The following is a 13124-nucleotide window of genomic DNA, read 5'->3' on the forward strand; positions in this document are numbered from 1 at the left end:
AGTGCATTCCTCTGTTTGATTCAGCGGCCAAAAAACCGCTAAACCATGACGTAATTACTGGCCACTTAATACCCTCGCCGGATCAATTCGGCTTGCGCGACGCGCCGGATACCAGCTTGCCAGCAGACTCAGTAAAAGTGCTGTAACCAGCACATAAAAAACGTCCAGCCAGTGCAGTTCAGACGGCAGGAAGTCAATAAAATAGATATCGCCCGACAGGAACTGATGGCCAATCAGGGCCTCAATGCCGTTGATAATTGGCGTCAGCTGCAGCGATACCACCACGCCGATGACCACGCCGCACAGGCTGCCAAACAGCCCCGCCAGCAGACCATACCAGACGAAAATGGCACGAATAAGACCGTCTTTTGCCCCCAGGGTACGCAGGACCGCGATGTCGCCACTCTTGTCTTTTACCGCCATCACCAGGGTAGAGACGATGTTGAAGCAGGCCACGCCGATCACCAGCACCATCGCCAGGTACATGATGGCGCGGATCATCTGGATATCACGATACATATAACCGTAAGTGCCAATCCAGCTCTTGATGTAGACATAGCTGTCGGTCACTTCCCCGGCGTCGCGCACCAGTTTGTTGGCGTTAAATACGTCGTTTACCTTGATGGCGATCCCGGTGACGCTGCTGCCCATGTCCAGATACTGCCGCGCATCTTCCAGCGGCACCATGGCAAAGCTGTGATCCAGCTGGCCGCTGAGCTGTAGAATGCCGGCCACGTGCAGACGTACGCGCTTCGGCTGCTGCAGCTTATGATCGGCGCTGGCATTCGGGATCATGATTGACACCCAGTCGCCCTGCTTCACTTTCAGCGCATCGGCCACGCCCTTACCGATAATGATCTGCTGATCGCCGGCTTTAAAGTTGGCCCAGGCATCCTTCTGGATAAACTGCGGCAGCGCGCTAAGTTTCTCTTCCTGACGCGGGTTGACCCCTTTCACCTGGATGGCGCGCAGGTTCGCCCCGCTCTCAACCAGCCCGGTAAAATTGATGTACGGCGCGGCGGCCGCAATACCCGGCACCTTTTCCACCTTGTTCAGCGCGTCATTCCAGTTATTCCACGGCTGGTTGACCGGCTCAATTTCACCGTGCGGCACCACCGCCAGAATACGGTTATTCAGCTCGCGCTCGAAGCCGTTCATGGCGCTGAGACCAACGATCAGCACCGCCACCCCCAGCGCAATGCCGATGGTGGAGATAACAGAGATCAGCGATACCATGCCGCCGCGACGACGGCCCCGGCTGAAACGCAGGCCGATGAGTAACGATAACGGGGAAGCCATCAATCCGCTCCCATCAGGGTCAGCTCGGTATTCAGGTGCCCATCACGCATCTCCAGCTGGCGGGACATGCGTTTTGCCAGCTGCAGGTCGTGGGTCACCACCAGAAACGCTGTACCCTGGGAGGCGTTCAGCTCCCCCAGCAGCTGGAAGATGCTGTCCGCGTTGCGAGCATCGAGGTTACCGGTCGGTTCATCCGCCAGCACCAGGCGCGGGTTGTTGACCAGCGCGCGGGCAATCGCCACACGCTGACGCTCGCCGCCGGAAAGTTCAGACGGACGATGATTACCGCGATGGCCGAGGCCGACCGCTTTCAGCATATCGCTGGCGCGGGCGTTAATTTCAGCCGGTTTCTTTTTGCCGATCAGCAGCGGCATCGCCACGTTTTCCAGCGCGGTAAAGTCCGGCAGCAGGTGGTGGAACTGGTAGATAAAGCCCAGAGAGCGGTTACGCAGATCGGCTTTGGCGCTCGATGACATCGTACTCAGCGGGGTGCCGGAAAAGACCACGTCGCCGGAAGTTGGTGTATCCAGCCCGCCGAGCAGGTGCAGTAAGGTACTTTTCCCGGAGCCGGAGGTGCCGACGATAGCCATCATCTCCCCTTCCCCGACGCTGAAGCTGACATTGTGCAGGACATCCGTCTGCACCGTGCCTTCCTGATAGCGTTTGCACAGGTTGTCGCATTGCAACAGGATCTTATTCATAACGTAAAGCCTCAGCGGGTTGGGTGGCGGCAGCGCGCCATGAAGGATAAAGCGTGGAGAGTAAGGCAATAACCATCGCCACCAGGGCGATGCCCACAACCTGCAGCGGCTCAATGGCGACCGGCAGTGCCGCGCCGTCGAGCAGCGCGCCGATGATCGGCATCAGATTGTTGAGCTGACTGGCGAGCAGGGTGCCGAGTACCGCGCCAAGCAGCGCGCCGACAATCCCGGCGCTGGCGCCCTGGACCATAAATACCGCCATGATCTGCCGCGGCGTGAGGCCCTGGGTTTGCAGGATGGCCACTTCGCCCTGCTTCTCCATCACCATCAGGCCAAGCGAAGTAATAATGTTAAACGCGGCGACCGCCACAATCAGGCTCAGCAGCAGGCCCATCATGTTTTTTTCCATGCGCACGGCCTGGAACAGCTCGCCCTTACGTTCGCGCCAGTCCTGCCATTTGGTACCGTCCGGCAGGGTTTGCTGGCTCAGGACATCCACCTTCAGCGGTTCGTTGAGCCACAGACGCCAGCCGGTGATATTCCCGAGCGGGTAGCGCATCAGGCGCGACGCGTCCTGGATGTTGACCAGCATCTGGTAGCCGTCCACTTCGCTGTTGGCAGCGAAGGTGCCGATGACATTAAACAGGCGCTGGCTTGGCAGACGCCCCATCGGGGTGAACTGGCTGGCGGAAGGGACCATCACCCGCAGCCGATCGCCGCGGTTAACGCCGAGCTGACCGGCAAGCTGTTCGCCAAGGATCACGTTGTACTGGCCGGGAGCCAGATCGCTCTGTTTGACGTTGACCAGCCAGGGCGTGAGGGGATCTTTTTGCGCCGGGTCGATACCGAGCATCACCCCCACCGCCACGCTGCGCGCGCTCTGCAGCACCACGTCACCGGAGGTGATCGGCGCCACGCGGCTTACGCCCTGCAGCTTAACGGCGCTTTCTGGCAACTGCTGCGGGTTCACCGACCCGCTGCTGGATGAGAGGATAGCCTGCGGCATCAGCCCCAGAATGTTATTTTGCAGCTCGCGCTCAAAGCCGTTCATGACGGAGAGAACCGTCACCAGCGCCATCACGCCAAGCGTAATGCCAATGGTTGAAAGCCAGGAGACAAAGCGACCGAAACGGTCCGCGGCGCGCCCACGCATGTAACGTAAGCCTATGAAAAGTGCGACAGGTTGGTACATGAAATCCGTCTGTTTGCTGGTAGCAGACCCACGAGTATATAAGCGAATCCGCTAAGGGTAAATGACTGATACCCGAAGCTTTGATAATCAATTATCCGAAAAATCAGGTTAAATCAATGCGGTAACCGCTGCCCGGCCCTCCCCTTCATTCCCATACCCTTTGCAGTTTTTCCGAAAATCGTCCGCTTACAGACTCTTACCCGTTACATCCCATCAGCCGCTCAACACACTTATCCCTTTCGATGACGATAAGAACAGGACCCGGTAAGCGATGAAACAAAAAGCACTATGGATTAACCAGATAAAGGGGCTGTGCATTTGCCTGGTGGTGATTTACCACTCGGTGATCACCTTTTATCCCCACCTCGAGGCGCTGCACGCCCCGCTTTCGGTGCTGCTCGCCAAATGCTGGGTGACGTTCAATCTTTATCTCGCCCCCTTCCGCATGCCGGTGTTCTTCTTTATCTCGGGGTATCTGGTCCGGCGCTATATTGACGAGGTTGAGTGGAAAACCTGCCTCGACAAACGGCTCTGGAGCATTATCTGGGTCCTGGCGCTGTGGGGTGTGTTGCAGTGGCAGGCTTTGCCCCATCTCAACGCGTGGCTGGCGCCGGAGCGGGATCTTAATACCGCGTCGAACGCCGCCTATGCCGACTCGCTGAGCGGCTTTATCACCGGGATGCTCACCGCCAGCACCAGCCTGTGGTACCTCTACGCCCTGGTAGTCTATTTCACCCTCTGCAAGCTGCTGAGCCGCTGGAAGCTGCCGCTTATCGGGCTGCTGGCGCTGGCCAGCATCGCGATCAACTTCCTGCCGCTGCCGTGGTGGGGGATGAACAGCGTGGTGCGCAATATGATTTATTACAGCCTCGGCGCCTGGTATGGCGTGCAGCTGATGGCGTGGATGCAGGCCCGGGTGTGGCGGCGTGATGCGCTGGCGGTGGCGGCGTTCGGCGTGGTCTCCGTCGTGCTGTGGTTCGTCGGCGTTCCCCTGCCGCTGTCGCTGCTGTCGATCCTGCTGATCATGGCCCTTTTCTACCGCCTTGAGCAGCGGTTTGCCGTCGGGCCTGACAACCTGCTGAACGTGGTGGGCTCGAACACCATTGCCATCTATACCACTCACCGCATCCTGATCGAAGGGGTCAGCCTGGTAATGATCCACCAGCTGAACAGCGGGGCATGGCCGGTATGGGCGGAGCTGACGCTGGTGCTGTTCTATCCCTTTGCCAGCCTGCTGGTCTGCACCCTCGTGGGGCTGGGGGCGCGTAAACTCTCCAGTGCGCTGACCGGGGATTTCTTCTTTACCCCGCCTGCCCGCCTGACGCCGGTTCAGGCCACGCGCTAGCGCCCCTGCGGGGGCCTCTTCACGCTGTGTGCGGTTACGATTTGCTAATGTAAAACGATCAAGGATAATAAAGACATTGTGTATCAGTGATATGCCCAATAAGAGATCCTGACAAAGCCATGCCTGAACAATATCGTTTTTCCCTGCCCGGCAAAGCGGGCGACCAACGCCAGTTGGGTGAACTGACCGGGGCAGCCTGCGCCACGCTGGTTGCAGAAATTGCAGAGCGCCATCAGGGGCCGGTGGTGCTGGTCGCGCCGGACATGCAAAACGCCCTGCGCCTGCATGATGAGATCCGCCAGTTTACCGATCAGCTGGTCACCAGTCTCGCCGACTGGGAGACCCTGCCCTACGACAGCTTCTCCCCGCACCAGGAGATTATCTCCTCGCGCCTCTCCACGCTCTATCAGCTGCCCACCATGCAGCGCGGTGTGCTGATTGTGCCGGTCAATACCCTGATGCAGCGCGTCTGTCCGCACAGCTATCTGCACGGGCATGCGCTGGTGATGAAAAAGAGTCAGCGTCTGTCGCGGGATGCCCTGCGCGTCCAGCTCGACAGCGCCGGCTATCGCCATGTGGATCAGGTGATGGAGCACGGGGAGTATGCCACCCGCGGCGCCCTGCTCGATCTCTTCCCGATGGGCAGCGCGCTGCCCTACCGTCTGGATTTCTTCGATGACGAAATCGACAGCCTGCGCCTGTTTGACGCCGACACCCAGCGCACGCTGGAGGAAGTGGAGGCCATCAACCTGCTGCCGGCCCACGAGTTTCCGACTGACAAAACCGCTATCGAGCTGTTCCGCAGCCAGTGGCGCGATAAGTTTGAGGTCAAGCGCGACGCCGAGCATATCTATCAGCAGGTGAGCAAAGGCACCCTGCCGACGGGGATCGAGTACTGGCAGCCGCTGTTCTTCAGCGAGCCGCTCCCCGCCCTGTTCAGCTACTTCCCGGCTAATACCCTGGTGCTGAATACCGGCGATCTGGAGGCCAGCGCCCACCGTTTTGAGAGCGAAACCCGCGCCCGGTTTGAGAACCGCGGGGTGGATCCGATGCGCCCCCTGCTGGAGCCTGAGCTGCTGTGGCTGCGCACCGACGAGCTGTTCAGCGAGCTGAAACGCTGGCCGCGCATGCAGCTCAAAACCGAAAACCTGCCGGATAAAGCCGCTAATATCAATCTGGCGTATCAGCCGCTGCCGGACCTCGCGGTGCAGGCGCAGAATAAATCCCCGCTGGACAACCTGCGTAAATTCCTCGAAGCCTTTACCGGCCCGGTGATCTTCTCCGTCGAAAGCGAAGGCCGTCGCGAAGCGCTGGGCGAGCTGCTCAGCCGCATCAAAGTGGCACCGAAGCGCATCCTGCGTCTGGACGAGGCCAGCGGCACCGGTCGCTATCTGATGATTGGCGCCGCCGAGCACGGCTTTATTGATACGCTTAATAACCTGGCGCTGATCTGCGAAAGCGACCTGCTGGGCGAGCGCGTGGCGCGCCGCCGCCAGGACAGCCGCCGCACCATCAACCCGGATACGCTGATCCGTAACCTGGCGGAGCTGCACCCCGGCCAGCCGATTGTCCATCTCGAGCATGGCGTGGGACGTTATGCGGGAATGACCACCCTGGAAGCCGGGGGCATTAAGGGCGAATACCTGATGCTGATGTACGCCAACGACGCCAAACTCTATGTGCCGGTGTCGTCCCTGCATCTGATCAGCCGCTATGCGGGCGGCGCGGAAGAGAATGCGCCTCTGCATAAACTTGGCGGTGACGCCTGGTCGCGGGCGCGGCAGAAAGCGGCGGAAAAAGTACGCGACGTGGCGGCAGAGCTGCTGGATATTTACGCCCAGCGCGCGGCCAAGTCCGGCTACGCCTTTAAACACGATAAAGAGCAGTACCAGCTGTTCTGCGACAGCTTCCCGTTTGAAACTACGCCGGACCAGGCCCAGGCGATCAATGCCGTGCTCAGCGACATGTGCCAGCCGCTGGCGATGGACCGGCTGGTGTGCGGCGACGTGGGCTTCGGGAAAACCGAAGTGGCGATGCGCGCCACCTTCCTCGCGGTTGAGAACAACAAGCAGGTGGCCGTGCTGGTGCCGACCACCCTGCTGGCGCAGCAGCACTACGATAACTTCCGCGACCGCTTTGCCAACTGGCCGGTGCGCATTGAGATGATGTCGCGTTTCCGCAGCGCCAAAGAGCAGGCTCAGATCCTGGAGCAGGCCAGCGAGGGCAAAATCGATATTCTCATCGGCACCCATAAGCTGCTGCAGAGCGACGTGAAGTGGAAAGATCTGGGGCTGTTAATTGTCGATGAAGAGCACCGCTTTGGCGTGCGCCACAAAGAGCGGATCAAAGCGATGCGTGCCGATGTCGATATCCTGACCCTCACCGCCACGCCGATCCCGCGCACCCTGAACATGGCAATGAGCGGCATGCGCGATCTGTCGATTATCGCCACCCCGCCGGCCCGTCGCCTGGCGGTGAAAACCTTTGTCCGTGAATACGATAACCTGGTGGTGCGCGAGGCGATCCTGCGTGAAGTCCTGCGCGGTGGCCAGGTCTATTATCTCTACAACGATGTGGACAATATTCAGAAAGCGGCCGACCGGCTGGCAGAGCTGGTGCCGGAGGCGCGGATCGCCATCGGCCACGGGCAGATGCGCGAGCGCGAGCTGGAGCGGGTGATGAACGACTTCCACCACCAGCGGTTTAACGTGCTGGTGTGTACCACGATCATCGAAACCGGGATCGATATTCCTACCGCCAATACCATCATTATTGAGCGGGCGGATCACTTCGGCCTGGCGCAGCTCCACCAGCTGCGTGGTCGCGTCGGCCGTTCACACCATCAGGCCTATGCCTGGCTGATGACTCCACATCCGAAAGCGATGACTACCGATGCGCAAAAACGTCTCGAAGCCATCGCCTCGCTGGAAGATCTGGGGGCCGGCTTTGCGCTGGCGACGCACGATCTCGAGATCCGCGGCGCGGGTGAGTTGCTGGGTGAAGATCAGAGCGGATCGATGGAAACCATCGGCTTCCAGCTGTATATGGAGCTGCTGGAAAATGCCGTCGATGCCCTGAAGGCGGGGCGCGAGCCGTCGCTGGAAGATCTCACCAGCCAGCAGACGGAGGTGGAGTTGCGGATGCCGGCCCTGCTGCCGGATGACTTTATCCCGGATGTTAATACGCGTCTGTCGTTCTATAAACGCATTGCCAGCGCCAGGGACGAAGCCAGCCTCGACGAGATTAAGGTGGAGCTGATTGACCGCTTTGGCCTGCTGCCGGATGCGGCGCGTAACCTGCTGGATATCGCCCGTTTACGCCAGCAGGCGCAGAAGCTGGGGATCCGCAAGCTGGAGGGGAATGACAAAGGCGGCATGATTGAGTTTGCCGAGAAGAATCATGTCGATCCGATGTGGCTGATTGGTCTGCTGCAGAAACAGCCTCAGCACTACCGTCTGGACGGTCCAACGCGTCTGAAATTCACCCAGGATCTGGCGGAACGGAAAACCCGCATGGACTGGGTTCGTAACTTTATGCGACAGCTCGAAGAGAACGCCGTCGCCTGACCCACCGCCGGGCGGTCCTGCAATCGCCCGGCCTCGTTCCCCGTTAATTTACAACTCTTTGCAATACACCTGGATTTCCCGACACGTCCATTCGCCATAATTATCAATTAACTTTCAGATAATAATAATCTTTATTGCTATGGATTCTGGTGATGATGACGACTTCGCGTTTTACCCGTTGGATATCGTTGGTTGCGCTGCTCGCTACCCTGGCGCTTGCCCTACCTGCCCGGGCCAATACCTGGCCCCTTCCCCCGCCGGGCAGCCGTCTCGTGGGCGAGAACCGCTTTCACGTCGTGGAAAATGACGGCGGCTCGCTGGAAGCAATTGCCAAAAAATATAACGTCGGCTTTCTGGCGCTACTGCAGGCCAATCCCGGCGTGGATCCCTACGTTCCCCGCGCGGGCAGCGTGCTGACCATCCCGCTACAGACCCTGCTCCCCGATGCGCCGCGGGAAGGGATTGTCATTAACCTGGCCGAGCTGCGTCTTTACTATTACCCGCCGGGAAAAAATGAGGTCACGGTCTATCCGATCGGCATTGGTCAGTTGGGCGGTGATACCCTGACGCCAACCATGGTGACCACGGTGTCAGATAAGCGCGCCAACCCCACATGGACGCCAACCGCCAATATTCGCGCCCGTTATAAAGCTCAGGGCATCGATCTGCCTGCGGTGGTGCCCGCCGGACCGGAAAACCCGATGGGGCATCATGCGATCCGCCTTGCGGCCTACGGTGGGGTCTACCTGCTACACGGCACCAACGCCGATTTTGGCATCGGCATGCGCGTCAGCTCCGGCTGTATTCGCCTGCGTGACAATGACATCGAGACGCTGTTCCGCGTCATCCAGCCCGGCACCAAAGTGAATATCCTGAATACGCCGATCAAGGTGTCAGAGGAGCCCGGTGGCGTGCGGCTGGTGGAGGTGCATCAACCGCTGTCGAAGCAGCTGAATGACGATCCTCAGACCCTGCCGATTGTGTTGAATGCCGCCCAGCAGGGCTTTAAAGCCAGCTCAGACGAAGCAGTGATGGAGCGCGCGATGGAAGCCCGCTCCGGCATGCCGGTGGACGTTACCCGTCATCCTGAAGCCCAGACGTTGTAAGCCGAAACGATAAAAAAACGCTCTGCAATAGCAGAGCGTTTTTTTTCGCAGTGGCATTAATGAGGGTTAAGCCATGCTTATTTGTAGATCACCGCAGTACCGTGCAGGGTGTTCGGGCCGCTAACGGAAGTGATACGGAAAGATTTTGCACCCATTTCGTCCGCTTTTTGCGCTAGCTGGCTTTCCAGAGAACCCAGGTTAGTCCCACCATTTGCGGCGATAGTGCCCACTTTTTGTTGATCGGCAGGGGTAGACTGAACCTGTACAGCGGCGAAGCTGGCAAACGAGAGTGAGCTGAGTACAGCAGCGGCGATGAGCGTTTTTACGTTTTTCATTTTATGAACCTTATGCAAGTGACAGGTGGTCGTAAGCATTAACTTAACGATCGATAACTAAATGATAAATGTGATCTGCATCACGGTCAAATTCTTTTTATAACGATCGTTAAAATAAATTTAAAATCTTTAAAATTCATATTGATATGATGAAAATAATTTTATGAATTCAGCGCTGGCTGCAAACCGGGATTATTTTTATAATGGTCGTTCAACAAACCAACAGAGGTACAACGGCTCATGACAACCGATGACACGCGTTGCGCTAAAAAAAGCCGTGGCCGACCAAAAGTGTTCGACAGGGACGCGGCGCTGGATAAGGCCATGACGCTGTTCTGGCAGCATGGGTATGAAGCCACATCGCTGGCCGATCTGGTCGCAGCAACCGGGGCCAAAGCCCCTACGCTGTATGCAGAATTTACCAATAAAGAGGGGCTGTTCCGTGCGGTGCTGGATCGCTATATCAGCCGCTTCGCCGCCCGCCATGAAGCACAGCTGTTCTGCGAAGAGAAGCGTGTTGAAGAGGCGCTGGAAGATTACTTCACTGCGGTGGCGACCTGCTTTACCAGCAAAGACACGCCTGCGGGCTGTTTTATGATTAACACTTCAGCGACGCTGGCGGCATCGTCAGAAGAGATCGCCCATACGGTCAAATCTCGCCATGCGATGCAGGAAGAGACGCTATGCCGGTTCTTAGAGCAGCGTCAGCAGCGCGGTGAGATCCCCGCCCAATGCGATCCGCAAAAACTTGCCCAGTATCTGAGCTGCATTTTGCAGGGGATGTCTATCAGCGCCCGGGAAGGCGCCAGCCTGGAAAAACTGCAGACCATCACGCAAATCACCCTGCGCCTGTGGCCTGAGCTCCTTAAAGCCTGACCAGCAGGGCGGTAAACCGCCCTGCTCTCCCCGCCACTTTCAGACAAATCTGTTTAAAGATAGGTAAAAACTATCACCACCTCTCTGCCGCTTGCTATCCTTAACGAGTAATTATTGATGTGCTAATGATTAGGCGTATGAGTCATAACGGAGCTGTTCTGGCTATTCACATTCAGAAGGAGAATAAAATGATTTTGCTATTACCATTTTTTAAGGTGTTAATAGTCATTACATTGTTATTCGGTCTCTGGGTTTTATGTGGTGGGTCAGTTTTATTTGCTTTCCTTTCCGTACTGATAACAGGATTTATGTTACTCCGCCAGTATCACGAATTTGACCTGTAACCACTGTTACCCCGCTGTATCCCTGAGAAGACCTTAATCCCGACGCGAACGATGCGGGCTTTAAGGTCTTTTTTTATGGTCAAAAAAAGCTCCCCAGCCTGAGCGAATGGGGAACTAAATGCAGAGAACAGATTTTTTTATGCTTTGTTATTCAGTACCAGCTGACCATCGCTGTTGAGGGGGATTTGCGTGCCGGGATCTTTATCCATCCGGATCTTGCCCTGCTGATCGCCAATTTTGTATGTCACATCGTAGCCGAGCATTTTTTCTGATTTGTCATACACCGTTTTACAACGCTGCTGCGTGGAGGTGTAGGTGTCGCGCTCCTGCAGGGCTCCCTGCGCCTGATTGCCGGCATAACCACCGCCCAGCGCGCCCACGACCGTGGCAACATCTTTACCGCGCCCGCCACCAAATTGATGACCAATCACGCCGCCTGCCACCGCACCAAGCACGGAACCGGCAATGCGGTTTTCATCCTGCACCGGACGACGATGCGTCACGGTCACGTTATGGCACTCCTGACGCGGTGTTTTCACCGTCTCTTTAATCGGTGTCGCCGAAACCACCTGCGCGTATTGTGGGCCACGTTCAAAGACATTCAGACTGGCAACTGCCGCCACGCCTAACGCGGCAACCACGCCAATCCCTATACCTGCCACCATGGATTTATTCATGGGACAACCTCCTTTTTATTGCTATTGGTAACAATTCTGCAACTAAAGCGGCGTGTTCGCAAATCAGAGAAAGGATTAAAAATGTGGCGATAAACGCAAAACAGACGTGTTTAGGAGGACTCTTAGTCCGTCAGAGCGCGATTCACAGAAGGATATGCTGAAAAAGCCCCTCCGGCGAGTGCGGAGGGGCGCGGGTCTTAGTGCAGTTTCAGTCGCGGTCGGATCACGCGGTTGATGCTGCCTACCACCATCATTAGCCCGGTTTTGAAGTAACCGTGCAGCGCAACCTGGTGCATACGGTACAGCGAGATGTAGACGAAGCGCGCAATACGCCCTTCCACCATCATCGAGCCACGCATCAGGTTGCCCATCAGGCTGCCGACGGTAGAGAAGTTAGAGAGCGACACCAGAGAACCATGGTCTTTATAGACATAGTTCTTCAGGGTCTTTCCTTTCGCCTGCGCCAGAATATTATGCAGCGCCAGGCTGGCCATCTGGTGAGCGGCCTGAGCGCGCGGTGGTACGAATTCACCTTCCGGGCGGGCGCAAGAGGCGCAGTCGCCAATCGCATAAATGTCCGGATCGCGGGTAGTTTGCAGCGTCGGCTCTACCACCAGCTGGTTGATGCGGTTGGTTTCAAGGCCGCCAATTTCTTTCATGAAATCAGGCGCTTTAATACCCGCCGCCCAGACCATCAGATCGGCTTTAATATGTTCGCCATCTTTGGTGTGCAGGCCATGCTCATCGGCGCTGGTGACCATAGTCTGGGTCAGAACGCGTACGCCCAGTTTGGTCAGCTCACTGTGGGCTGCGCCAGAGATGCGCGGCGGCAGCGCAGGCAGAATACGCTCTCCCGCCTCCACCAGGGTCACGTTCAGCGCGTCGTTGGTTAACCCTTTGTAGCCGTAGCTGTGCAGCTGCTTCACCGCGTTATGCAGTTCGGCAGAGAGCTCAACGCCGGTTGCGCCGCCGCCGACGATGGCGATATTTACCTTGCCGCTTGCGCCGAGATTATTGGAGTACTTAAGGAACAGGTTAAGCATCTCCTGATGGAAACGACGCGCCTGATGCGGGTTGTCGAGGAAGATGCAGTTCTCTTTCACGCCCGGGGTATTGAAGTCGTTAGAGGTGCTGCCCAGCGCCATCACCAGCGTGTCATAAGCCAGCTTACGCTCCGGCACCAGCAGTTCGCCCTTCTCATCGCGCAGCTCGGCCAGGGTAATGGTTTTGCTTTCACGATTGATATCCATCACCGAGCCCAGCTGGAACTGGAACCCGTGGTTGCGCGCATGCGCCAGATAGCTCAGCGCGTCAACGCCTTCATCCAGAGAACCGGTAGCCACTTCGTGCAGCAGCGGTTTCCACAGGTGGCTGTGGTTGCGATCGACGAGCGTAACTTTAGCTTTTTTACCGCGTCCGAGCTTCTTACCCAGCTGTGTAGCCAGTTCCAGACCGCCAGCACCACCACCCACAATCACTATCTTTTTCAATGGTGTAGTCAACGTGACCCCCTAAATTATTAACCAATTGTTAACTAAAAGTTATGAAAATAACCTTTAGTTAACAACAAGTTACAGCACTGAAACCATTCAACGGACATGAGAATAACATGTTCGGTGCATTGGTCATACCAAAATTGATGTGCATCAAGTTTTGCCGCTTAAAATTCACACAAGCTTAGCA

Annotated in this window: 10 protein-coding genes; 4 read left to right on the forward strand and 6 right to left on the reverse strand. The window is 57.2% G+C overall.

Annotated elements, in window-relative coordinates; genetic code table 11:
• Positions 1-54 precede the first annotated feature (54 nt).
• Genes lolE through lolC form a run of 3 tightly spaced genes read right to left on the reverse strand, consistent with a single transcriptional unit; the run spans position 55 to position 3192 of the window.
• The gene (lolE, locus tag LRS40_RS21330; RefSeq protein ID WP_156263475.1) at positions 55-1299 is read right to left on the reverse strand and encodes a lipoprotein-releasing ABC transporter permease subunit LolE; all 1245 of its coding nucleotides are present in this window, start codon (positions 1297-1299) and stop codon (positions 55-57) included.
• Entirely contained in the window at positions 1299-2000 is a 702-nt protein-coding gene (gene lolD, locus LRS40_RS21335; RefSeq protein ID WP_142489102.1) for a lipoprotein-releasing ABC transporter ATP-binding protein LolD, read from the reverse strand. Before lolD ends, lolE begins: the two co-directional genes overlap by 1 nt.
• Positions 1993-3192, reverse strand: a complete 1200-nt coding sequence (lolC, locus tag LRS40_RS21340; protein ID WP_142489101.1) for a lipoprotein-releasing ABC transporter permease subunit LolC — start codon at positions 3190-3192, stop codon at positions 1993-1995. Before lolC ends, lolD begins: the two co-directional genes overlap by 8 nt.
• A 271-nt stretch (positions 3193-3463) precedes the next feature.
• Between lolC and LRS40_RS21345 the strand changes: the two genes are divergently transcribed.
• From LRS40_RS21345 to LRS40_RS21355, 3 genes are all read left to right on the forward strand, one after another.
• Entirely contained in the window at positions 3464-4537 is a 1074-nt protein-coding gene (locus LRS40_RS21345; RefSeq protein WP_231312612.1) for an acyltransferase family protein, read from the forward strand.
• Between the two features lie 119 nt (positions 4538-4656).
• Positions 4657-8103: a transcription-repair coupling factor gene (gene mfd, locus LRS40_RS21350; protein WP_231312613.1), complete on the forward strand. Its 3447-nt coding sequence runs from the start codon at positions 4657-4659 to the stop codon at positions 8101-8103.
• A gap of 152 nt (positions 8104-8255) precedes the next feature.
• Positions 8256-9209, forward strand: a complete 954-nt coding sequence (locus LRS40_RS21355; protein ID WP_231312614.1) for a L,D-transpeptidase family protein — start codon at positions 8256-8258, stop codon at positions 9207-9209.
• 77 nt (positions 9210-9286) lie between these two features.
• Here LRS40_RS21355 and bhsA read toward each other — a convergent pair whose 3' ends face one another.
• Positions 9287-9544, reverse strand: coding sequence for a multiple stress resistance protein BhsA (bhsA, locus tag LRS40_RS21360; RefSeq protein ID WP_142489097.1), 258 nt, complete (start codon positions 9542-9544; stop codon positions 9287-9289).
• A 240-nt stretch (positions 9545-9784) separates the two neighbouring features.
• Between bhsA and LRS40_RS21365 the strand changes: the two genes are divergently transcribed.
• The gene (locus tag LRS40_RS21365; RefSeq protein ID WP_231312615.1) at positions 9785-10420 is read left to right on the forward strand and encodes a TetR/AcrR family transcriptional regulator; all 636 of its coding nucleotides are present in this window, start codon (positions 9785-9787) and stop codon (positions 10418-10420) included.
• 481 nt (positions 10421-10901) lie between these two features.
• Here the strand turns inward: LRS40_RS21365 and LRS40_RS21370 are convergent, their stop codons facing one another.
• Together LRS40_RS21370 and LRS40_RS21375 are read right to left on the reverse strand one after the other, a co-directional pair.
• Positions 10902-11441 carry a glycine zipper 2TM domain-containing protein gene (locus LRS40_RS21370; RefSeq protein ID WP_142489094.1) on the reverse strand — a complete coding sequence of 180 codons (540 nt, stop codon included), beginning with the start codon at positions 11439-11441 and terminating at the stop codon, positions 10902-10904.
• 197 nt (positions 11442-11638) lie between these two features.
• Entirely contained in the window at positions 11639-12943 is a 1305-nt protein-coding gene (locus LRS40_RS21375; protein ID WP_231312616.1) for an NAD(P)/FAD-dependent oxidoreductase, read from the reverse strand.
• Between the last annotated feature and the right edge of the window lie 181 nt (positions 12944-13124).

Origin of the sequence: Leclercia sp. G3L (assembly GCF_021117075.1) — a bacterium.
Classification (GTDB): domain Bacteria; phylum Pseudomonadota; class Gammaproteobacteria; order Enterobacterales; family Enterobacteriaceae; genus Enterobacter; species Enterobacter adecarboxylatus_C.

Bases quoted from the DNA above. Each gene is read 5' to 3' on its own strand.
- LRS40_RS21355 (WP_231312614.1), top strand. From the start codon at position 8,256: ATGATGACGACTTCGCGTTTTACCCGTTGGATATCGTTGGTTGCGCTG.
- LRS40_RS21365 (WP_231312615.1), top strand. From the start codon at position 9,785: ATGACAACCGATGACACGCGTTGCGCTAAAAAAAGCCGTGGCCGACCA.
- lolE (WP_156263475.1), bottom strand. From the start codon at position 1,299: ATGGCTTCCCCGTTATCGTTACTCATCGGCCTGCGTTTCAGCCGGGGC.
- mfd (WP_231312613.1), top strand. From the start codon at position 4,657: ATGCCTGAACAATATCGTTTTTCCCTGCCCGGCAAAGCGGGCGACCAA.
- lolC (WP_142489101.1), bottom strand. From the start codon at position 3,192: ATGTACCAACCTGTCGCACTTTTCATAGGCTTACGTTACATGCGTGGG.
- LRS40_RS21345 (WP_231312612.1), top strand. From the start codon at position 3,464: ATGAAACAAAAAGCACTATGGATTAACCAGATAAAGGGGCTGTGCATT.
- LRS40_RS21370 (WP_142489094.1), bottom strand. From the start codon at position 11,441: ATGAATAAATCCATGGTGGCAGGTATAGGGATTGGCGTGGTTGCCGCG.
- lolD (WP_142489102.1), bottom strand. From the start codon at position 2,000: ATGAATAAGATCCTGTTGCAATGCGACAACCTGTGCAAACGCTATCAG.
- bhsA (WP_142489097.1), bottom strand. From the start codon at position 9,544: ATGAAAAACGTAAAAACGCTCATCGCCGCTGCTGTACTCAGCTCACTC.